Genomic DNA, 20,566 nt, shown 5'->3' with positions numbered 1-20,566 from the left:
AAAAGAGCATCAGGCGCTTTAGTCGCAAAACAGCCTCGCCCTTCGTCCCGCCTTGGTTTAGAGCAATCCCGTAGGGCCACCAGCAGAAACTTGAAACGCAGATGAAATTCCTCGACCAGGCAAAGGTTTACATCCGCTCCGGCGATGGCGGCGCCGGATCGGTGTCGTTCCGGCGCGAGAAATTCATCGAGTTCGGCGGACCGGACGGCGGCGACGGCGGCCGCGGCGGCGATGTCTGGATGGAAGCGGTCGACGGGCTGAACACGCTGATCGACTATCGCTACCAGCAGCATTTCAAGGCCAAGACCGGCATGCATGGCATGGGCCGCAACATGACGGGCGCCAAGGGCGCCGACGTGACGCTGAAAGTGCCGGCGGGCACGCAAGTCTTTGCGGAGGACAATGAAACACTGATTTGCGACCTGACCGTGGTCGGCCAGCGCTTCCTGCTCGCCAAGGGCGGCAATGGCGGTTTCGGCAACCAGCATTTCAAGACCTCGACCAACCAGGCGCCGCGCCGTGCCAATCCCGGCCTGCCGGGCGAGGAGATGAACGTCTGGCTGCGGCTGAAGCTGATTGCCGACGCCGGCCTGGTCGGCCTGCCCAATGCCGGCAAGTCGACCTTCCTTGCCGCCGTCACCGCCGCCAAGCCGAAGATCGCCGACTATCCGTTCACCACGCTCTATCCTGGGCTGGGCGTCGCCCGCATCGACGGCCGCGAATTCGTGCTGGCGGATATTCCCGGGTTGATCGAGGGCGCGCATGAAGGGGTCGGCATCGGCGACCGTTTCCTCGGCCATGTCGAGCGCACGCGCGTGCTGCTGCACCTCGTCTCGGCGCAGGAGGAAAATCCCGGCAAGGCCTACAAGACGGTGCGCGCGGAGCTCGATGCCTATGGCCATGGGCTGACCGACAAGGTCGAGATCGTCGCGCTCAGCCAGATCGATATCCTGGACGCGGATCAGCGCAAGAAGAAGGCCGCCTCGCTGAAGCGCGCCGCCGGTCGCGCGCCGATGCTTGTCTCGGCCGTCACCAGCGAAGGCGTCGAGGCGGTGCTGCGCGCGCTGATGGCGGTGGTCGCGGAAGCACGCGATGCCGTTCCGGCTCCTGTCGACACGCGCTGGCGATAAGACCCATGAAATCGCTGAAATCATACCGGCGCATCACCGTGAAGATCGGTTCGGCCCTGCTCGTCGACCGCGCGGCAGGCCTGAAGCGCGACTGGCTGACCTCCTTGGCCGATGACATCGCCGTGCTTGCCAGCACCGGCGCGGAAGTGCTTGTCGTATCCTCAGGAGCCATCGCGCTTGGCCGCACCATTCTCGGCCTCGGTAAACGCGCGCTGAAGCTCGAGGAGAGTCAGGCCGCCGCTGCGGTCGGCCAGATCGCGCTTGCCGGCGCCTGGTCGGACGCGCTCGGCAAGGACGGGCTGAAGTCGGGCCAGATCCTGTTGACGCTTGGCGACACTGAAGAACGTCGCCGCTACCTCAACGCGCGCGCGACGATCTCGACGCTGCTCAAGATGAAGGCGGTGCCGGTCATCAACGAGAACGACACGGTGGCGACGTCGGAAATCCGCTATGGCGACAACGACCGCCTGGCCGCTCGTGTCGCGACCATGATGGGCGCCGATCTCTTGGTGCTGCTTTCCGATATCGACGGGCTCTACACGGCGCCGCCGGCCAAGGACCCGCAGGCAAAATTCATTCCAGTGGTCGATCGCATCACGCCCGACATCGAGGCGATGGCGGGCGCGGCCGCGTCAGAGCTGTCGCGCGGCGGCATGCGCACCAAGCTCGACGCCGGCAAGATCGCAAATGCCGCCGGTACCGCGATGATCATCACGTCTGGCACAAGGTTCTCGCCGCTGATGGCGATCGAGCGCGGCGAGCGCGCGACGTTCTTCAAGCCGAGCGCCAATCCGGTGAAGGGTTACAAGACCTGGATCGCGGGGCAGCTCGAGCCGGCCGGCCGGCTCACTGTCGATGCCGGCGCCGTCGGCGCGCTCATATCGGGCAAGTCGCTGCTGGCTGCCGGCGTCAAGCTGGTCAGCGGCAATTTCTCGCGCGGCGACACGGTGGCGATCCTGTCGCCCGAGGGCCGCGAGATCGCGCGCGGCCTTGTTGCCTATGATGCCGCCGATGCCGTAAGGATCGCTGGCCTGAAGACGGCCGAGATCGAAACCGTGCTCGGCTACGAGGCGCGTTCGGCGATGATCCATCGCGACGACCTTGTGGTAAGCCTTGCGGGCGACCAGATATTGGTCGACGACTGACCAAAGCGGAGGATAACCATGCTGAAACGGCATGAAAAATCCGGCGAAGACACGATTGTGCTGATGGCCGACATCGGCCGCCGCGCCCGCGCCGCTGCGCGACCGTTGGCCGTTGCTTCCACCAAGGCCAAGAATGCCGCGCTCATCGCCATGGCCGATGCCATCCTGCGCAACGAGCAGGCGATACTCGATGCCAACGCCATCGACGTGTCGAATGGCGAGGAGGCCGGGCTGTCCGGTTCCTTCATGGACCGGTTGAAACTCAATCCGTCGCGCATCAAGGCGATGGCCGAGGGCATCCGCGAGATTGCGGCGCTGAAAGATCCGGTCGGCGACGTCATCGCCGCATGGGATCGCCCCAATGGCCTGCATATAGAGCGCGTGCGCACGCCGCTCGGCGTTATCGGCGTCATCTATGAAAGCCGGCCGAACGTGACGGCGGACGCCGGCGCGCTTTGCCTCAAGGCGGGCAATCCGGTGATCCTGCGCGGCGGCTCGGATTCGAACAATTCGTCGTCGGCGATCCATGCCTGCATGGTCGAAGGGCTGAAGGCCGCTGGCCTGCCGCAGGATGCCATCCAGCTGGTGCCGACCACCGACCGCGCCGCCGTCGGCGAGATGCTCAAAGGTCTCGGCAGCAATCTCGACGTCATCATCCCGCGCGGCGGCAAAAGCCTGGTCGGGCGCGTGCAGAACGAGGCGCGGGTGCCGGTCTTCGCGCATCTCGAAGGCATCTGCCATCTCTATGTCGACCGCTCGGCCAAGCTCGACATGGCGGTGAAGATCGCGGTCAACGCCAAGATGCGCCGAACCGGCGTCTGCGGCGCCGCCGAGACGTTGCTGGTCGACCGCGCGGTGGCCTCCACGCATCTAGTGCCGATCCTCGACGCGCTGCGTGCGGCCGGCTGCGAGATCCACGCCGATCAAGAGGTGATGAAGCTGTTCTTCGACGCCAAGCCGGCGACCGATGCCGACTGGGTGACCGAATATCTCGACGCCATCATCGCGGTGAAGCTGGTCGACGATGTCGCCGGCGCGATCGAGCATATCGAGACGTTTTCCTCGCACCACACCGAGGCGATCGTCGCCGAGGATACGGCTGCGGTTGAGCGCTTCTTCAACGAGATCGACTCGGCGATCCTCTTGCACAACGCCTCGACGCAGTTCGCCGATGGTGGCGAGTTCGGCATGGGCGCCGAGATCGGCATCGCCACCGGCAAGATGCACGCGCGCGGACCGGTCGGCGTCGAGCAGCTCACCTCGTTCAAATACCGCGTGCGCGGGTCGGGACAGGTGAGGCCTTGACGCTGTTTGCCTTAAGGGATTGAAGCTTGCGCCCAGGCCCCCCTCTCTGGCCTGCCGGCCATCTCCCCCTCAAGGGGGGAGATCAGATGGCATTCAGGGCTTCGCCAATCGTCGACGTTATAGAACAAGCGCCATCGGCAAGGCTGCTAATCTCCCCCCTTGCGGGGGAGATGCCCGGCAGGGCAGAGAGGGGGGCCTAGCACCATGCTTTCGTCTCCTCAGCCTCCCGTCCCCGCTCGCTACCTCCGCATGCCGCACGCCGCCAAAGGGCTGACCGTCGGTCTGTTCGGCGGTTCGTTCAATCCGCCGCATGCCGGTCATGCGCTGGTCGCCGAGATCGCGCTGAGAAGGCTCGCGCTCGACCAGCTGTGGTGGATGGTGACGCCCGGCAATCCGCTGAAGAGCGCGCGCGAGCTTGCCCCGCTCGCCGAGCGCATCGAGCTGTCCGAAAAGATCGCCAGGAACCCGAAGATCAAGGTCACCGCCTTCGAGGCGACGCAGCATGTGCGCTACACCGCCGACACGCTTGCGCTCGTCAAGGCGCGCAATCCGGGCGTCGATTTTGTCTGGATCATGGGTGCGGACAGCTTGCGCGACTTCCACCGCTGGCAGCGCTGGCGCGAGATCGTGCTGACCTTCCCGATCGCGGTCATCGATCGCCCGGGCGCCACGCTATCCTTCCTGTCGTCGGTGGTCGCCAAGACCTTCGACTATGCCCGCATCGACGAGGGCGACGCGCCGCTGCTTGCCCGCATGCCGGCGCCGGCCTGGACCTTCATCCACGGTCCGCGCTCCTCCCTGTCCTCCACCGCGATCCGCAAGGCGGCGAAGGGGTAGGCGCCCACCTTCTCCCACAAGGGGAGAAGGGAAAGCGCGCCATGTCGCTTTTGCGGCGGCTTTTTGCCTGGCTGTAAGCCAAGCTGCGTGGGCATGCTAAAAGAGAACCAAGCCACGACCGATCGGACACAGGCCGCGCAATCGGCGCCGCTGATCGCCATTGCCAGCGTCATCGTGTCGATGGCGCTGACCGCAATCGGCAATGGGCTGATGTTCGCCTATATCCCGGTGCGGCTGGGCGCCGACGGTTTCGACCCGACCTGGGCCGGGCTGATCGTCACCGGGCTTTCGGCGGGCGGGCTGGCCGGCTGCATCCTGACCGGACCGCTCGTCAAGCGAGTGGGCCACGCCCGCGCCTTCATGGTGCTTTCGGCGCTGATCGCGCTTTCCAACGCCGCGATCGGTGCCGGGCCGATCCCGTTGCTCTGGATCGCGGCCCGGGCGCTCTACGGCTTCGCGATCTGCGGGCTGTTCATCGTCGCCCAGAGCTGGCTGAACGACGCCTTGCCGAATTCGATCCGCGGCCGGGTGATGGCGGTGTTCTATGTCGCCTATATCGGCGGGCTGGGCGTGGGTTATGCGACGCTCGCTGCGATCGACATCCACACGGCCGCGGCATCGCTGATCGGCATCGCCTTCACCGCGCTCTCCATCCTGCCGGTCGGCATGACGCGGCTGGCCCAGCCGCCGGCGCCGCAGGCCGCGTCGGTGGCGCTTCGGCGCGCCTGGCGGATCTCGCCGGTCGGTGTCGCCGGCATGCTGGCGGTCGGCGGCCTGTCGATGATCGTTTCCGGTTTTGCGCCGATCCACGCCACCGCCAAGGGCTACAGCCAGGCCGACGTGGCGCTGCTGTTGTCGGCGATGCCGGTCGGCACGCTGATCCTGCAGATCCCGCTCGGCTGGATTTCCGACCGCACCGACCGGCGCTACGTGCTGGCGGGCGCGGCGGCGCTCGCGACCGTCGCCAGCGTGCTCGCCATTGTCTTCGACGGCGGCGCGCTGATGGCGCTGGTGGTGATTTATCTCATCTGGGACGGGGCGTCGGAATCGATCTACGCGCTCTCCAGCGCGCATGCCGCCGATCGCGCCGGCAAGGACGAGCTTCTGGCGCTGTCGAGCTCGATGCTGTTTGCCTGGTCGCTGGCCGGCTTCATCGTGCCCGGCATCGTGACGGCGCTTTCCGTCGTCTTCGGCACCGCGACCTTCATCTATGTAGGCATCGTCATCGCATCGGCCTTCTGCCTGTTCGTGCTGTGGCGCGTGATGGCCGGCCGGCCGACGCCCGCGGCCACAAGCGGCAGTTTCGCGCCGATGTCGGCGCAGACGCCCTTGCCGGTGGAGCTAGCCTTCGCGCCGGACGAGAAGCAGCGACACGTCAAAGATTGACAAGCTGCGCATCTTCGCGACTTTTGGCCCAAATTCGAGCAAGATCAGAGATGTCGAAGAGCTATAATCCCGCAACGGTGTGGAAGCCTTTTGGCGCGTTCTCCATGGTGAAAATCCATGAGGGCGGGCAACTCGTTCACCTTAAAGGCCAAGTTTCGCTTGACCGTGAAGGGCAGATTGTCGGGAAGGGCGACATGCGGGTTCAGGTCCGGCAAACCCTCGAAAACATCAAGGCCGTGCTCGCGGCCATCGGTGGGGAGATGGCCGATATCGTGTCGCTGACCCAGTATACGACCGATATCGAGCGATTCATGGCGTCGGGAGATATCCGCAAGGAGTTCTTTTCAGAGCCCTATCCCGTGACGACAACCGTCGAGATCGTGCGACTTTATCATCCGGACTTGCAGATCGAGATCACGGCAATAGCCGAGATACCTCGAAATCGGTTCAGGATGCCGGCAGATTGAGAATCGCTGTTGCGAGGCTACTGCCTGCGCGCCTCCGGCGCCGGCATTTCCGGCGGCGGCAGGGGGATCGAGATGCCTTCGCTGTCGAAAGCCTGCTTGGCGCGCTTGGTCATGTCGGTTTGGGTCGAGAAATAGTCGGCGGCCGACGTCCAGTAGCGCAAGGTGAGCGAAACGGTGGTGTCGCCGAGATTTGCCACGAAGGCGATCGGCGCCGGTTCGCGCCGGATGCGCTTTTCGGCGCCGGCGATGGCAAGCAGGGTCTTTTGCGCGCGGTCGATGTCGTTCCAGGAGCCGATGCTCAAGCTCACGTCGGTGCGGCGCACGCCGTTGCGGGTGAAATTGCGCACCGGCTGGTTCCACAGCGTCGAGTTGGGCGCCAGCACATAGACGCCGTCGCCGGAGCGCAGCTTGGTGGCGAAGAGGCCGATCTCTTCGATGGTGCCGGCAATCGAGCCGACCTCGACATATTCGCCGATGCGGAAGGGCCTGAGCGCCAGAAGCATGATGCCGGCGGCGATGTTCTGCAGCGTGCCTTGCAGAGCCAGCCCGATGGCCAGGCCGATTGCGCCTATTGCCGCGATGATGGAGGCGGTCTGCACCCCGAACTGGCCGAGCACCATGATGGTGACCAGGATCAGGATGGCGTAGCGGACGATCTTGGAGAAGAAATGACGCAGGGTCGCGTCGAAGCCGTGGACATGGCCGAGGCCGGCGGAGATCGAGCGCTCGGCGACACCAGCGACGAAATAGCCGACAACCAGCAGGATTATGGCGCCGATGGCCGAGAAGGAATAGGAAACGATCAGCGTGCTCAGTTGCGCAAGCCCGGCCTGGATAGTGATGAGGGCGCTTTGCGGGTCGGTTGGCATGGATGAAGTCCCCGTTGGTCAGTGAGCCGATAACCCATGCAAAGCGCAAAGGGTTCCGATTTTTCGGGGCGACGGAACCTGCCGGGCAGAGCCGCGTTGGCGCGGGCAGGGCGCGCCCGTCTTGAAACTGCAACGGAACTCTGCCTATCTAAGTGGTGTCACCTGATTTGCCTGGTGATTTGGTTGTTCTTGTTGGGAAAGGAAACACACTGAGAACAGCACTGCGGAAGAAGGCTGATATCATGCCTTCGCCGGCAGGGATCAGCGGAAACGACGCCGCGTCCCTCGCCATCGACACAGTCCTTGCCAGTCTGGAAGACTCCAAGGCCGAAAACATCGTCTCAATCGACATCCAGGGAAAATCGAGCCTCGGCGACTACATGGTCATCGCCTCGGGTCGATCGCACCGTCATGTCTCGGCTGTCGCCGATCATCTCCTCAAGGCGCTGAAGGATGCCGGCCTCGGCACGGCGCGCGTCGAGGGGCTGGCCGGCGCCGACTGGGTCCTGATCGATTCGGGCGACATCATCGTCCATGTCTTCCGCCCCGAAGTCCGCGAATTCTACAATCTGGAAAAGATGTGGCAGGCGCCGGATCTCGAGGAAGAGACCTTGCACTGAGCCTTGATCCGCGTGCCGTGAACCGTCACGGTATGCGTTAGGACAAGCTCGCCGGGGCGAGGATGAAGATCACCGTTCATGCCGTGGGCCGGATGAAGACCGGCCCCGAGAGAGAACTCGCCGACCGCTATTTCGAGCGCTTTTCGAAGAGCGGGCCCGCGGTCGGGCTGGAATTTGCCGGCATCGTCGAGGTTCCCGAAAGCCGCGGACAGAGCGCCGACGAGCGCCGCCGCGAGGAAGCCCAGAAGCTGCAGGCGCAGTTACAGCCGGGCTCCGTTCTCATCCTGCTCGACGAACGCGGCAAGCCGCTCTCCTCGGAGGAACTGGCCGCCCGCATCGGCCAGTTGCGCGACGGCGGCCGCAAGGCGCTCGTCGTCGCCATCGGCGGTGCCGACGGCCATGACAGATCCTTGCGCGAGCAGGCCGACCTTGTGCTGTCGTTCGGCGCGCTGACCTGGCCGCACCAGCTGGTGCGCGTCATGCTGGGCGAGCAGCTCTATCGGGTCGCGACGATCCTTTCCGGTCATCCATATCATCGATCGTGATCGAGGCGCCCGCACGAGGCCGGCTGCAGGAATATCCTCGGTCACCTGATCCATTGCGATTTGCAGACCGGCGAGGAAGCGTGGGATCGGCTGAAGAGCCGCCTTGAACCGGGTCTTAGAGCGGAGGAGAGCGAATTCCGCGCCGCATCGGCCCAGGATGTTATCCAGCGCAATCAAAGCCGAGTCTCTAGTGGCACTGCAAAAGGATTTTGACCGGTCGGCTTTGTTTGCGTTGGCAGGCGGCATGCGTTGGAGGTTGGCCGAAACGCCCATCGCGATCATCATTCTAGGGCGGAGCAGGAGCGGAGCTCCGTCGCGAAGCTCCTAGAATCCATGCCGTTACCTTCGCCAAGGCGTGCAGCGGAGCAAAATTCTGCACCGTGGCGGCGCTCAAAGGTCACGGCATGGATTCTATGGTCTGCGCCGCGTCGCTTCGCTCCTTGCTCCGCCATAGAATGACGAGGTTGGGGCGGCTTCAAACAATCCCCGGCGTTTGCGCCGGTTTCACGGACATGAACGGAAAATCTTACACCAAGACAAACGGCAACCTTTTAAAATCCCCGTGTCGAGGAACTAGGAGACACGTAGCTGTCCGAACTTCCGCCTCAATGGCGCGGCATCACGATCATTGTTGTCCTTACGCAATTCCAGACGGAAACCGTACACACCTTTCCTGGAATTGCTCGCTTCCAACATGGTTGATGGTTCGTTAACGAAGCGGCGGATAGGTTAGAGGTCTGATGTCTGAAGGCTGGACTCCGAGAACGCGCGCCTGGCGCAGCCGCTGCGGCTTGACCCTTGTCGCCGCCCTGGTCGCGCTCGGGCCGGTCCGGGCGGCCGAGAACGCGCTCGACCTTGCGCCCGATCCGGATCAGAGCCGGGCCGAATACGAGCAGATTTCCAAGGAGATCACCTTGTCTTCGGAGCGCCTGGGCAAGCTCGCCGCCGACATCGCCTCGGTGCGCAAGGACTATGCCTCGATCACCGCGGCGCTCATCCAGTCGGCGATGACGGAACAGAAGCTCGGCCAGGACATCGAGGACATCGGCGCCAAGCTCGAAGCGCTGAAGGCCGAGGAAACGAAGCTGCGCGCCTCGCTCCTGGCGCGCCGCGACGTGCTGGCCGAGGTGTTGGGCGCCTTGCAGCGCATGGGGCTCAATCCGCCGCCGGCGATCCTGGTCAAGCCCGAGGATGCGCTGTCGTCGGTGCGCAGCGCCATCCTGCTCGGCGCGGTGGTGCCGGAACTGCGCCAGCAGACCGAGAGGCTGATGGCCGATCTCAAGGAACAGACCCGGGTGACGGCTTCCATCGAGGCCGAACGCGCCAGGTTGACCGCCGCCGTCACCGACCAGACGGCCGAGAAGAAGCGGCTCACCATGCTGCTGGAGGCCAAGAAAAAGCTGCAGGCCGATACCCAAACGGCGATGGCGGCCGAACAGCAGCACTCGCAGCAGCTGGCGGCGAAAGCGAGCAGCCTCAAGGACCTGATCGCCTCGCTCGAAGCCGACAAGGCGCGCAAGGCGCAGGACCAGGTCAAGGCGGGCGAGCGGAAATCGACGGACAACGACACCACGGCCTCGACCACCGAGCTCGCCGCGCTGCCGGTGCCGGAGGCGAACCGCCTCACGGGATCGGCGCCGTTTTCGGCATTGCAGGGCCAGATCGCGCTGCCGGTCATCGGCAAGATCAAACTGCGTTTCGGCGCCGACGACGGCAATGGCGCGGCGATGCAAGGCGACATGGTTGCGACACAATCGGGAGCCATCGTCACCGCGCCGGCGGATGGAAACGTGCTTTATGCGGGGCCGTTTCGCTCCTATGGTCAACTCTTGATCCTCAATGCGGGCGACGGGTATCATGTCGTCCTGGCTGGGATGAGCAGAATCAGCGTCGCGACCGGACAGTCGGTGCTCGCAGGAGAGCCGATCGGCGCGATGGGAGAGGCCCGGGTGGCAAGCACCTCGGCCTCGCGAAATGGAAATGCGGCGCTGGAACTCTATGTCGAGTTCCGTAAGGATGGAAAACCCGTCGATCCGGCCCCATGGTGGGCGGACCGATTTTCTGGAAGGACGTGAAATGATGCGGAAACTGTCGCTTCTGTTTGCCGGCGCGCTGATGGGCGCATCGGCAATGAGCCTGGTCTACGGCGCACCGGGTTCGGCGGCGAACGCTGCGGGTTCGGAAACCTACAAGCAGCTGGCGATCTTCGGCGACATCTTCGAGCGCGTGCGCGCCAATTACGTGACGCCGCCGGACGACAAGTCGCTCGTCGAGAACGCCATCAACGGCATGCTGGCCTCGCTCGACCCACACTCCTCCTACATGAATGCCGAGCAGGCGCAGGACATGCGCGTGCAGACCAAGGGTGAGTTCGGCGGCCTCGGCATCGAGGTCACCATGGAGAACGACCTCGTCAAGGTCATCACGCCGATCGATGATACGCCGGCCGCCAAGGCGGGTGTGCTGTCGGGCGACTACATCGCCAAGATCGACGGCGAGGAGGTGCGCGGCCTCACCCTCAACGACGCGGTCGAGAAGATGCGCGGACCGGTCAACACGCCGATCAAGCTCACCATCCTGCGCCAGGGCGCCGACAAGCCGATCGAAATCACGGTGGTGCGCGACGTCATCAAGGTCAAGGCGGTGAAGTACAGGGTCGAGAACGACATCGGCTACATGAAGATCACCTCCTTCACCGAGAAGACCTATGACGATCTCGAGAACGCCATCGAGAACATCAAGAAGCAGGTGCCGAACGACAAGCTGAAGGGCTATGTGCTCGACCTGCGCCTCAATCCGGGCGGTCTGCTCGACCAGGCGGTCAGCGTGTCGGATGCCTTCCTCAAGCGCGGCGAGATCGTTTCGACGCGCGGCCGCGATCCGAAGGACGTCACCCGCTTCGACGCCAAGCCGAAGCAGATCGACGACATCAACGGCAAGCCGATGATCGTGCTGGTCAATGGCGGATCGGCGAGCGCCTCGGAAATCGTCGCCGGCGCGCTGCAGGACCTGCGCCGCGTCACGGTGGTCGGCACGCAGTCCTTCGGCAAGGGCTCGGTGCAGACCATCATCCCGCTCGGCGAGAATGGCGCGCTGCGGCTCACCACGGCGCTCTATTACACGCCGTCGGGCAAGTCGATCCAGGGCAAGGGCATCACGCCCGACATCAAGGTCGACCAGCCGCTGCCGCCGGATCTGCAGGGCCGCGACCTGACCCGCGGCGAATCCGATCTCAAGGGCCACATCAAGGGCGCCGACGAGAGCTCCACCGGTTCGGGCTCGGCCGCCTATGTGCCGCCGGATCCGAAGAACGACCTGCAGCTGATCTATGCCGAGCAGTTGCTGCGCGGCGAGAAGACCGATCCGTCGTTCCCGCCGAACCCGGACAAGGCCGTGCTGAACCAGTAATGCGGTCCGGCTCTGGCCGGCTGCGCGAAGCAATGCAATGCTGCCGGGGCCGCGAGGTTCCGGCAGTTTGATTCGGGGACCGCGGTTGGGGCGCCACGCGTCTGGGGTATCGCGCCAGCGATTGCGAAGTTTACGCGAGATGTCACGAAAAAGTGACCCTGGCGTGCTTCCGGGGAAACACGACTTGGCTGAGATCGGCAAGGACATTGAACGCCCGCTCGGACAGACGCTCCGAACTCAGCGCAAGGCCTCGCGCGGCATCGGCTCCGGCACGCTCGTCGCTGTGCTGGCCGTGCTTGGCGTGATCGGTGTTTCCGGCGCTATCGCGCTGCGTGAAAGGCCGTTCCGCAAGCCGGAAGAAGTGGCCGTTTCGACGCCGAAGGTCACCGCTGCCCCTGCGGCGGCAGCGGCGCCAGTGCCGGCTCCGGTTTCGGCTACGACGCCACAGGCCAGCACGCCGATGAAGAGCGGCGGCCCGCAGATCATCCACGTCCAGACCGAGGAGGGCGACGGCCCGCCGAAGGCGGCGATCGTCATTCGCGATCCGTCGACGCTCGGCCAGAATCTCAAGGTCGCCCATATCCCGGACAGGGCGCTGATCGAGGCCGGCGACGCCGGTCCGCTGCCGATACGCAGCGCCGACGGCCGGCGGCCGTTCGACGTCTATGCGCGGCCGTGGTCCGGCGCGCGCGGGGCACGGGTGGCGATCGTCATCGGCGGGCTCGCCGTCTCGCAGACCGGCACGCAAGCCGCGATCGCCAAGCTGCCGGCCGAAGTGACGCTGGCTTTCGCGCCGCAAGGCAACAGCATCGGCCGCTGGATGCAGGCGGCAAGGCAGAGCGGGCATGAGATCGTCATGCAGGTGCCGCTCGAGCCGTTCGATTATCCCAACGTCAATCCCGGCCGCAACACGCTGACGGTGTCGGCCAGCCCGGACGAGAACCTGAAGAGCCTACACTGGGCGCTGTCGCGCACGACCAACTATACCGGGGTCATGAACTATATGGGCGCGCGCTTCTCGGCCGACGCCTCGGCGATGGAACCGTTCATGGCGGAGCTCGGCCGACGGGGGCTTGCCTATATCGATGACGGCTCATCCGCCCGCAGCGTTGCGCCTGATTTGGCATTGAAAGATGGCGTGCCGTTCGTCGCCGGCGACATGGCGATCGATGCCGTGCAGGACCGCGGCGAAATCCTCAAGAAGCTGGACAGCCTGGAAGCGACGGCGCGGGCCAAGGGAAGCGCCGTCGGCATCGGTTCGGCCTTCGATATCACCGTCGACACGGTGACGCCCTGGATTGCCGAGGCGAAGAAGCGCGGCATCGAGATCGTGCCGATCTCGGCGGTGGCCATTGATCCGCAAAAAGGCTAGCAGCCGTCTTGATAATTCTACTCCGGCGGGCATCTGGCGGCGTTTTCTGCGCTTCCGGTGCTCACGTACTTTAAAGTACGCTCCGCTCCGGTTCTCGAAACCACTCGCCATCTGCCTCGCCGGAGCGAATTCTCAAAACGGCTGGAACACCCGATGTCCAAGAAAAAGATCGATCCTGAAACGCTGCCTTACCGTCCGTGCGTCGGGCTGATGATCCTCAACGGAGCAGGCCTGGTCTGGGTCGGGCACCGCATCGCCGAACCGGACAGCGAGTTTGCCGGCACGACGCAGCTTTGGCAGATGCCGCAAGGCGGCATCGACAAGGGCGAAGAGCCGATCGATGCCGCGGGCCGCGAGCTCTATGAGGAAACCGGCATGCGCAGCGTGTCGCTGCTGGCCGAGGCGCCGCGCTGGATCAATTACGAGCTGCCGCCGCATCTGGTCGGCGTCGCCTTCAAGGGCCGCTATCGCGGCCAGACGCAGAAATGGTTCGCCTACCGGTTCGAGGGCGACGAAGGCGAGATCGAGATCAATCCGCCGCCCGGCGGCCACACCGCCGAGTTCGATGAATGGGCCTGGCGGCCGATGCGCGAGTTGCCCGAGCTGATCGTGCCGTTCAAGCGCAAGGTCTACGAGCAGGTCGTCGCGGCCTTCCAGCACCTCGTACCCTAAGCGGCCCTCCGTCCCGGTTGTCGCGGCGGCCCTGTGGCCGTATTGATTGCCGATGCAATGAACGGGGGTCGCCATGAACGACGACACCGGACGCGGGTTTTCGGCACATGATGCAAGCAGCGGTTCGACTGTGAGCGAGGTCGCCGCCGGCGCGATCCTGACGATCGACCTCGGCGCCATCCGGGAAAACTACCGCCGGCTGAAGACACGGCTCAATGGCGTCCGCTGCGCCAGCGTGCTCAAGGCGGACGGCTATGGACTTGGCGCCGCGCAAGTGGCCTTGGCGCTGGCGAAGGAGGGCTGTGACATCTTCTTCGTCGCGCTGCTCGGCGAGGGCATCGCGCTGCGCAAGGCGATCGGGCCGGGGCCCGACATCTTCGTGCTGAACGGGCTGCCTCCGGGTTCCGAACCGGAAGCCACGGCTGCCCGGCTTTGCCCGGTCATCAACAGCGCCATGCAACTGAAGGCTTGGCGCGAGACCGCGCGAGGCATGGGCCAAAGCCTGCCCGCTGCCATCCAGGTCGACAGCGGCATGGCCCGGCTCGGCATGGCGCCAGCGGAAGTCGAGGCGATGGCGGCGGAGGCAGGCGCCTTCGATGGCATCGATATCCGTCTCGTGATGAGCCACCTCGCCCGCGCCGACGAGCCGCAGCAGGCGGCGAACGAGAAGCAGCGGCAGGAATTCGAACGACTGCGCAAGATACTGCCCGCGGCACCCGCCTCACTGGCCAATTCGTCCGGTATCTTTCTCGGACTGGCCTACCACTACGACCTCGCCCGCCCAGGAGCCGCGCTTTACGGGGTCAACCCGACACCGCATGACCCCAACCCGATGCTGCCAGTCATAAGGCTGCAAGCCAAGGTGGCGCAGACCCGGCACGTCGGCGCCGGCGCCGGCATCGGCTATGGCCACAGCCACCAGGCGGACGGGCCGCTCAGGCTGGCGACCATTTCGCTAGGCTATGGCGACGGCTGGCACCGGCGCGCCGCTTCGGCCGCCTGGTTCGAGGGCACCCGATTGCCTTTTATCGGGCGCGTGTCGATGGACTCGATCATCCTCGACATTTCGGCGCTTCCGGCAGGTCGGCTCGGCGAAGGCGACCTCGTCGAGCTCATCGGTCCGGCGCAAAGCGTCGACGACGCGGCCGGCCATGCCGGCACCATCGGCTACGAGATATTGACCAGCCTAGGTGCGCGCTTTCACCGCCGCTACGTCGGCGGATAACGCAGCACTTGGCGGGTGCCGCAAAATCCGGCAGACAGGGAATGGCCATGCCTCAGGCAGCATGATCGGCCTTCGAGGGAGCTTTGAATGAAAGTCATCGTGCTGGGCGGCGGCGTGATCGGGGTTACCACCGCCTACTTCCTCGCCGAGGCCGGTCATGAAGTGACCGTCTACGATCGCCAGCCAGGGCCGGCGCTCGAAACCAGCTTCGCCAATGCCGGCGAAGTGTCGCCGGGCTATGCCTCGCCTTGGGCCGGGCCGGGCATCCCGGTCAAGGCCGTCAAATGGCTGTTGATGAAATACGGCCCGCTGGTGGTGCGGCCGGCTTTCGACCCGCATATGTGGACCTGGCTCCTCAAGATGCTGCGCAACTGCACGGCCGAGCGCTACGCGCTCAACAAGTCGCGCATGGTGCCGCTTGCCGAATACAGCCGCGACACGCTGAAGGCGCTGCGCGAGGCGACCGGCATCACTTACGACGAACGGAGCAAGGGCACGCTGCAGCTCTTCCGCAAGCAGAAGCAGCTCGACGGTACCGGCGGCGACGTCGAGGTGCTGAAGAAATACGGCGTGCCTTATGAAATCCTGGACCGCGACGGCTGTGTCGCGGCCGAGCCGGCCCTTGCGGCGGTGCGCGATAAATTCGTCGGCGGCCTCAGGCTTCCGGGCGACGAGACCGGCGACTGCAAGATGTTCACCGACAGGCTCGCGGAACTCTGCGTGGCGCGCGGCGTGACCTTCGAATACGGCTCGACCATCCGGCGCATCGTCAGGAACCGCAATCGCCTCACCAATGTGCTTACGGACAGCGGATGGAAAACGGCGGACGCCTTCGTGATGGCGATGGGCAGCTATTCGGCGCAGTTCATGCGCTCGCTGGGGCGGCCGATTCCGGTCTATCCGGTCAAGGGCTATTCGATCACCGTGCCGATCGCCAACGCCGAGGCAGCACCGGTGTCGACTGTCATGGACGAGACCTACAAGGTGGCGATCACCAGGCTCGGCGACCGCATCCGCGTCGGCGGCACGGCGGAGATTTCGGGCTATGATCTTCGCCTTCAGGAATCGCGCCGCCGCACGCTGGAACATTCGGTCGGTGATCTTTTCCCCGGCGGCGGCGACCTCAAGGCGGCGAGCTTCTGGTGCGGCTTGCGGCCAATGACGCCGGACGGACCGCCCCTGATCGGACAAAGCGAGGTTGCCAACCTCTACCTCAACACCGGCCACGGCACGCTCGGCTGGACCATGGCCTGCGGCTCGGCCAAGGTGCTGGCCGACATCATGTCGAACCGGGTGCCGGAGATCAACGCGCGCGACCTCAGCCCGGAACGCTATCTCAAACCTATTTAAGGTGCGCTGATATTCAGGTGAGGCCGGCCTGCGAATGGCGGCTTTCTGCGCTTCCGGTGCTCACGTACCTTAAGTACGCTCCGCTCCGGTTCTCGGCAGCCACCACTTTCGACTCGGCCTGACCTGAATCTCAGCACACCTTAATTCGCGTCGAGCGGCCGCCTCAGAACGCCTGCCGGACCCAGCTGTCGCTGAACAGCAGCCGGTAGGCCCAGCCGATCGTGACATTGGTGGCGACCGGGCGCGAATGGGCGAGGTAATCGTCATAGACCGGCTTCATGCGGCGGTAGAAAGCCGGATCGAGCACGACCATGCCGTTCTCCGAGTCATGGAAGAAGCTGCGGTTGTTGAGGTTGACCGAGGAGATGGCGACCAGCCTTTCGTCGATCATCATGATTTTCGAATGCAGCACGACGTCCGGCGCCTTGAACTCGCGGATGTCGATGCGGTCGCCATATTTCTCGACGAACAGCTTGTTGAGCGCGGTGAGGAAGCGGCCGCCGATATCGCCCTTGAGGTCGATACGGCCGACGACGTCGATCTTCACGCCCCTGGCCAGCGCCCGGTCGATGGCCCGGGCGATATCCGGCGTCAGGTTGAGATAGGGATTGACGATCTCGATGCGATGCTCGGCGCTGTCGATCAGCTCGACGAAATAGGCCTCCAGCGCGTGCCCGTCCTCGTAGGGCACGGAAATGAAATGCCGCGCCACGCCCCGCGCGCTTCCACCGGGAACCGGAATGGAAAACGGCCGCGACAAATTGGTGTCGGCGTCGCGCAGCCAGATGGTCGACAGATGCGCGGCCAGCGTTTCGACGGTCGCCGGGTCGGCGATCTCGATGTCGAAATCGCTCCAGTTGGAATAGTAATTCAGCGAGAAGCCGTCGGTCTTGCCGTATTGCTCCAGGTCCGGATGGCGGGTCAGGTCGACCGGCTTGTGGAACAGGAAGCCGTCATGGATGTTGCGGCCGCCGACGATGACGCGCGAGCGTCCGGGCTCTTCGGCCAGCGTCGCCAGCATCTTGATATGGTGAACCTTGTGCAGCTGCGAGATCTGCTCATCGAACGGCGCGCCGTGGTCCGCCTGCCAGCGATATTCCTGTAATTGGACGTTGGGGAATTCAGCCGCCAGCCGGTGCAGCAGCGCGTCGTCCTTCTCGCGCTCCAGAACGTCGGTCACCAGGATGCGCACCTTCGCGCCCTGCGCCGCATGGTGGCGGAGCAGCCGCTCCATGATGCGGCCGGAGAAATCCGCCTTGAACTCCAGCGACGACAGATAGATCAGCCGGAGTTTTGGCGCGCTGGAGAAATCCAGCGGCAGCTCTGGGTCAGCCTTGTCGATGGCGCTGTCGGGCAGCGTCCGGCCGAGCAGGGCCTCGACCTTGGCATTGAAGCCGTCGCGCGACTTGCGCAGCAGGGCCGGCGATCCCAGCGGCAGCGCGCAGGTCTGCGACAGCCAGCGCCCGGCATAAAAGACGCGGTCGAGCTCCTCCATCCCCGCCGGGTCAGGCACCGGACAGCGGTCGTAGCGGCTGTCGAGCCCCGCGATCCAGGGATCGGCGGTCTCCTCGCGCAGCAAGGTCAGCGGCGCGCCGGCCGGCGCCAGGGTGGAGACGACGCGCAGATCGCAGCGGGTCAGCGCCTGGTCCGGAAACAGGCTGGCGGAGGTTTCGGCGATGGGCAGGCTCAGATGGAATGGAGAGGCAGTGGCGACTGTGATGGATCGCCCCGACGCGCGGATCGCGAGCGGGCCGTTGCAGGTGCCGCCGATGTCGACTTGCAGTTGCCCCGCCTGGCGCAGCACGATCTCGACCGAGCGCGCCTCAAGGCCGGAGAAGCTGAAGGTCTTGGGCGCCGAGGGCCGCGCGGCGGCATCGAGATAGAGCGTCTGCCGCGACATGCGCCAACGGCCGGTGAACCGGCCTTCGCCCGGCTTGCCTCGTGTCGGCGTCAGCTCGGTGTCGTCGAGCGGTTTGGCGAGCCGTTGCAGCGTCGGATAGGTCGTGTGGAAGCCGCCGTTCTGGACATCGCGCCAGTCGCGGCCGAAACGGCCGGTGCCGTTGGCGCGGTCGAGCGCATCGAGGCGGCTTTGGGCAAGCAGCGCCTGGAACTGCTTGTCATAGGCGCTGTTGCCGCCGCCTGCGAAGTAGTGGGCTCCGGCTATATCGGCGCCGCTTCCGTCCGCCGAGACCGGCAGGCGGCCGCAGGCGCCGTCGCCCGGAAAGAAGGCGCAGGCCGAATGCCCAGGCATGCCGGCGCAACCGGCAAGCGCTGCCAGCGCCAGTCCAAGCAACGCCCTGGTTATGGCAGACCCGAGCCTCATCCGGTTGTCCCGTTCATGGCCTTGAGCTGGGCAGGGTCGCGCGGCGGCAGGAAGCCTTGCGGAAAGATCCTGCAGACCGGAAACGCGAAGGTGGCGATCAGCAATTCTGCCTCGCTTCGCATCTTGCGCGGCGCCGTCCTGTCGTCACGGATCTTCCTTGCGGAGGCGACAAGCGCGCCGTCGCAGTCGCAATGATTGTGCCGGACGATATAGCAGGCGTCGTGGACCTGGCAGGCGGCATCGAGAGGGTCGACCGGCTTTGCCGACAGATCGCCGGTGCGGGTGCCCGGGCCGCAATAATTGCCGATGACGAAAGGCGAGGGGCGCGCCATGGCGTAGCGGATCGGCTTCGGCAGCTCCGCTTCCGGAACCTTGGTCCAAGGGTTGGCGCAGTCGGACAGAAAAATCAGCGGCAGAATGGCAAGAACGGCTCGCATTTCTCCGCCGGCGTTGCAAAAAATTGTCCCCTCGCGCCCGGCCACAGCATGGCGAAGCGCTGACGCCACAGTCGCCGAATTTGTGGCGGAGGCAAGGCGGCAACGACCAACTGGCTGTGATAGGATCGGCCGCGGCGAGGGACTTTGGGATGCGCGTTTTCTTTTTGCGACGCAAACGCCGGCGTTTGGCTGAAGCTTCTCAACCTCGTCATTCCAGGGCGGAGCAGCTGCGAAGCGGCGTCGCGGAGACCCTGGAATCCATTCCGTGACCTTGATCGAAGTGTGCTGCGGAGCAGAATTCTGCACCGCAGCAGCGCTCATGCGTCACGGAATGGATCCTCGGGTCTGCGCGCGTCGCTACGCTCCTTGCTCCGCCCGTGGATGACGAGGCCGGATCGTTTCGGTCAATCTCCGAGGGATGCTGTCAACGCGAATAGCCGACCGGGCAAGATTTCCGTACCGCGGAACTGGGATGTTTCGCTTAAGCGGTCCTGGACCATGCTCTAGACGAAAAGACCGCGCTCGCGCTCCACCGCCCTGGTGATGAAGTTGGCGACGAGCTGGACGCGGCGCAGGGGCCTTACCGATTCATGATAGACCAGCCAGTAGGCGCGGCGGATGGGTGCGACGATGTCGACGGGCACCAGCTCCGGCATCGAACGGGCGACGAAGGTGTGCAGGATGCCGATGCCGGCGCCGGAGCGCACCGCCTCGGCCTGGCCGAGCGCCGAGGAGATGGCGAAGCTGGTGCGCCATTCGGGGCTGAACTCAGCGGCATAGTCGAGCGAGGGGCTGACGATGAGGTCCGGCACATAACCGATCAGCGTATGCCGGCCGAGCTCGGCCGGCATTTTGGGCAGGCCGTTGGCTTCGGCATAGGCGCGGGAGGCGAAGAGGCCCAGCGTATAGTCGACCAGCTTGCCCGCCACCAGCCGCCCTTCGGTCGGCCGCTCGACGGTGATCGCGATATCGGCCTCGCGCCTGGACAGCGAGAAGGAGCGCGGCACCGGCACCAGCTGGATGGTGAGCTCGCGATGCAGCGCGGTCAGCTCGCCCAGCCGCTTGGCCAGGAAGGCGACGCCAAATCCATCGGGCGCGCCGATGCGCACGGTTCCCGAAACATCGTCGCCCTCGCCGGCGATGGTCGAGCGCGCCGCGATCATGTCGCCTTCCATGCGCTCGGCTATGTCGAGGAAGCGCTCGCCAGCCGGCGTCAGTTCGCTGCCGGTGGTCAGGCGGCGGAAGAGCTTTGTCCTCAGCGCCTCCTCGAGCGCGGCGATGCGGCGCGAGACGGTGGCGTGGTTGAGCTCCAGGCGCTTGGCCGCGCCGAGGATCTGGCCGGCGCGCGCCACGGCGAGGAAGATGCGGACGTCATCCCAGTTCATGGGAGTGGTCTGCGCGATGATTGTCAACGCTGAGTTCCTTCGCGCCCCCCTCTGGCCTGCCGGCCATCTCCCCCAAAAAGGGGGAGATCA

18 protein-coding genes are annotated in these 20,566 nt (G+C 65.1%); 14 read left to right on the top strand and 4 right to left on the bottom strand.

Annotation, left to right across the window (positions count from 1 at the left end; genetic code table 11):
• Window positions 1-101: 101 nt before the first annotated feature.
• From obgE to FJ956_RS14795, 6 genes are all read left to right on the top strand, one after another.
• Window positions 102-1,130: a GTPase ObgE gene (gene obgE / locus FJ956_RS14825; RefSeq protein ID WP_140684150.1), complete on the top strand. Its 1,029-nt coding sequence runs from the start codon at window positions 102-104 to the stop codon at window positions 1,128-1,130.
• A gap of 5 nt (window positions 1,131-1,135) precedes the next feature.
• On the top strand, window positions 1,136-2,275 hold the full coding sequence (gene proB / locus FJ956_RS14820; protein WP_140684148.1) for a glutamate 5-kinase: 1,140 nt from the start codon (window positions 1,136-1,138) through the stop codon (window positions 2,273-2,275).
• Window positions 2,276-2,293: 18 nt separating this feature from the next.
• Complete coding sequence (locus FJ956_RS14815; RefSeq protein ID WP_140684146.1) at window positions 2,294-3,580, top strand: glutamate-5-semialdehyde dehydrogenase; 1,287 nt, start codon at window positions 2,294-2,296, stop codon at window positions 3,578-3,580.
• Between the two features lie 249 nt (window positions 3,581-3,829).
• On the top strand, window positions 3,830-4,417 hold the full coding sequence (locus FJ956_RS14805; protein ID WP_140683666.1) for a nicotinate-nucleotide adenylyltransferase: 588 nt from the start codon (window positions 3,830-3,832) through the stop codon (window positions 4,415-4,417).
• A 93-nt stretch (window positions 4,418-4,510) separates the two neighbouring features.
• Window positions 4,511-5,803, top strand: coding sequence for an MFS transporter (locus tag FJ956_RS14800; RefSeq protein ID WP_181170368.1), 1,293 nt, complete (start codon window positions 4,511-4,513; stop codon window positions 5,801-5,803).
• Between the two features lie 50 nt (window positions 5,804-5,853).
• Window positions 5,854-6,270 (top strand): RidA family protein, encoded by a 417-nt coding sequence (locus tag FJ956_RS14795; protein ID WP_140683662.1) that lies wholly within the window; start codon window positions 5,854-5,856, stop codon window positions 6,268-6,270.
• 17 nt (window positions 6,271-6,287) lie between these two features.
• Here the strand turns inward: FJ956_RS14795 and FJ956_RS14790 are convergent, their stop codons facing one another.
• Complete coding sequence (locus tag FJ956_RS14790) at window positions 6,288-7,139, bottom strand: mechanosensitive ion channel family protein (protein ID WP_140683660.1); 852 nt, start codon at window positions 7,137-7,139, stop codon at window positions 6,288-6,290.
• A 242-nt stretch (window positions 7,140-7,381) separates the two neighbouring features.
• On the opposite strand from FJ956_RS14790, the gene rsfS reads away from it, so the two are divergent.
• The 8 genes from rsfS (at window position 7,382) to FJ956_RS14750 (ending at window position 16,331) form a co-directional block, all read left to right on the top strand.
• Window positions 7,382-7,759 (top strand): ribosome silencing factor, encoded by a 378-nt coding sequence (gene rsfS, locus FJ956_RS14785; RefSeq protein ID WP_140646523.1) that lies wholly within the window; start codon window positions 7,382-7,384, stop codon window positions 7,757-7,759.
• Window positions 7,760-7,821: 62 nt separating this feature from the next.
• Window positions 7,822-8,304 (top strand): 23S rRNA (pseudouridine(1915)-N(3))-methyltransferase RlmH, encoded by a 483-nt coding sequence (gene rlmH, locus FJ956_RS14780; RefSeq protein WP_140683658.1) that lies wholly within the window; start codon window positions 7,822-7,824, stop codon window positions 8,302-8,304.
• 740 nt (window positions 8,305-9,044) lie between these two features.
• On the top strand, window positions 9,045-10,379 hold the full coding sequence (locus FJ956_RS14775; RefSeq protein ID WP_140683656.1) for a murein hydrolase activator EnvC: 1,335 nt from the start codon (window positions 9,045-9,047) through the stop codon (window positions 10,377-10,379).
• Between the two features lies 1 nt (window position 10,380).
• Entirely contained in the window at window positions 10,381-11,712 is a 1,332-nt protein-coding gene (locus FJ956_RS14770; protein WP_181170367.1) for a S41 family peptidase, read from the top strand.
• Window positions 11,713-11,896: 184 nt separating this feature from the next.
• Window positions 11,897-13,084: a divergent polysaccharide deacetylase family protein gene (locus FJ956_RS14765; protein WP_140683654.1), complete on the top strand. Its 1,188-nt coding sequence runs from the start codon at window positions 11,897-11,899 to the stop codon at window positions 13,082-13,084.
• A gap of 153 nt (window positions 13,085-13,237) precedes the next feature.
• A complete protein-coding gene (locus tag FJ956_RS14760; RefSeq protein ID WP_140683651.1) occupies window positions 13,238-13,756 on the top strand; it encodes an RNA pyrophosphohydrolase in 519 nt (172 codons plus the stop codon).
• Window positions 13,757-13,829: 73 nt separating this feature from the next.
• Entirely contained in the window at window positions 13,830-14,981 is a 1,152-nt protein-coding gene (gene alr, locus FJ956_RS14755) for an alanine racemase (protein ID WP_140683648.1), read from the top strand.
• Window positions 14,982-15,068: 87 nt separating this feature from the next.
• Window positions 15,069-16,331: a D-amino acid dehydrogenase gene (locus FJ956_RS14750; protein ID WP_140683645.1), complete on the top strand. Its 1,263-nt coding sequence runs from the start codon at window positions 15,069-15,071 to the stop codon at window positions 16,329-16,331.
• Window positions 16,332-16,494: 163 nt separating this feature from the next.
• Here FJ956_RS14750 and FJ956_RS14745 read toward each other — a convergent pair whose 3' ends face one another.
• The 3 genes from FJ956_RS14745 to FJ956_RS14735 all read right to left on the bottom strand — a co-directional run bounded on the left by FJ956_RS14745 (window position 16,495) and on the right by FJ956_RS14735 (window position 20,476).
• Window positions 16,495-18,654: a phosphatidylserine/phosphatidylglycerophosphate/cardiolipin synthase family protein gene (locus tag FJ956_RS14745; RefSeq protein ID WP_140683642.1), complete on the bottom strand. Its 2,160-nt coding sequence runs from the start codon at window positions 18,652-18,654 to the stop codon at window positions 16,495-16,497.
• Complete coding sequence (locus tag FJ956_RS14740; RefSeq protein ID WP_140683639.1) at window positions 18,651-19,091, bottom strand: hypothetical protein; 441 nt, start codon at window positions 19,089-19,091, stop codon at window positions 18,651-18,653. The genes FJ956_RS14745 and FJ956_RS14740 overlap by 4 nt, the downstream gene beginning before the upstream one ends.
• A 503-nt stretch (window positions 19,092-19,594) precedes the next feature.
• Window positions 19,595-20,476, bottom strand: coding sequence for a LysR family transcriptional regulator (locus tag FJ956_RS14735; RefSeq protein WP_140683636.1), 882 nt, complete (start codon window positions 20,474-20,476; stop codon window positions 19,595-19,597).
• Window positions 20,477-20,566: the final 90 nt, after the last annotated feature.

The sequence above is a fragment of the Mesorhizobium sp. B2-4-3 genome (assembly GCF_006442815.1).
In the GTDB taxonomy this organism is placed as follows: domain Bacteria; phylum Pseudomonadota; class Alphaproteobacteria; order Rhizobiales; family Rhizobiaceae; genus Mesorhizobium.
The sequence above is the reverse complement of the archived record's forward strand: the minus strand, read 5'-3'. Positions and strand labels throughout refer to the sequence as shown.

Excerpts from the sequence above, each read along its gene's own strand:
- obgE (WP_140684150.1), top strand. The coding sequence starts at position 102 with ATGAAATTCCTCGACCAGGCAAAGGTTTACATCCGCTCCGGCGATGGC.
- proB (WP_140684148.1), top strand. The coding sequence starts at position 1,136 with ATGAAATCGCTGAAATCATACCGGCGCATCACCGTGAAGATCGGTTCG.
- FJ956_RS14815 (WP_140684146.1), top strand. The coding sequence starts at position 2,294 with ATGCTGAAACGGCATGAAAAATCCGGCGAAGACACGATTGTGCTGATG.
- FJ956_RS14805 (WP_140683666.1), top strand. The coding sequence starts at position 3,830 with ATGCCGCACGCCGCCAAAGGGCTGACCGTCGGTCTGTTCGGCGGTTCG.
- FJ956_RS14800 (WP_181170368.1), top strand. The coding sequence starts at position 4,511 with ATGCTAAAAGAGAACCAAGCCACGACCGATCGGACACAGGCCGCGCAA.
- FJ956_RS14795 (WP_140683662.1), top strand. The coding sequence starts at position 5,854 with ATGTCGAAGAGCTATAATCCCGCAACGGTGTGGAAGCCTTTTGGCGCG.
- FJ956_RS14790 (WP_140683660.1), bottom strand. The coding sequence starts at position 7,139 with ATGCCAACCGACCCGCAAAGCGCCCTCATCACTATCCAGGCCGGGCTT.
- rsfS (WP_140646523.1), top strand. The coding sequence starts at position 7,382 with ATGCCTTCGCCGGCAGGGATCAGCGGAAACGACGCCGCGTCCCTCGCC.
- rlmH (WP_140683658.1), top strand. The coding sequence starts at position 7,822 with ATGAAGATCACCGTTCATGCCGTGGGCCGGATGAAGACCGGCCCCGAG.
- FJ956_RS14775 (WP_140683656.1), top strand. The coding sequence starts at position 9,045 with ATGTCTGAAGGCTGGACTCCGAGAACGCGCGCCTGGCGCAGCCGCTGC.
- FJ956_RS14770 (WP_181170367.1), top strand. The coding sequence starts at position 10,381 with ATGATGCGGAAACTGTCGCTTCTGTTTGCCGGCGCGCTGATGGGCGCA.
- FJ956_RS14760 (WP_140683651.1), top strand. The coding sequence starts at position 13,238 with ATGTCCAAGAAAAAGATCGATCCTGAAACGCTGCCTTACCGTCCGTGC.
- alr (WP_140683648.1), top strand. The coding sequence starts at position 13,830 with ATGAACGACGACACCGGACGCGGGTTTTCGGCACATGATGCAAGCAGC.
- FJ956_RS14750 (WP_140683645.1), top strand. The coding sequence starts at position 15,069 with ATGAAAGTCATCGTGCTGGGCGGCGGCGTGATCGGGGTTACCACCGCC.
- FJ956_RS14745 (WP_140683642.1), bottom strand. The coding sequence starts at position 18,654 with ATGAGGCTCGGGTCTGCCATAACCAGGGCGTTGCTTGGACTGGCGCTG.
- FJ956_RS14740 (WP_140683639.1), bottom strand. The coding sequence starts at position 19,091 with ATGCGAGCCGTTCTTGCCATTCTGCCGCTGATTTTTCTGTCCGACTGC.
- FJ956_RS14735 (WP_140683636.1), bottom strand. The coding sequence starts at position 20,476 with ATGAACTGGGATGACGTCCGCATCTTCCTCGCCGTGGCGCGCGCCGGC.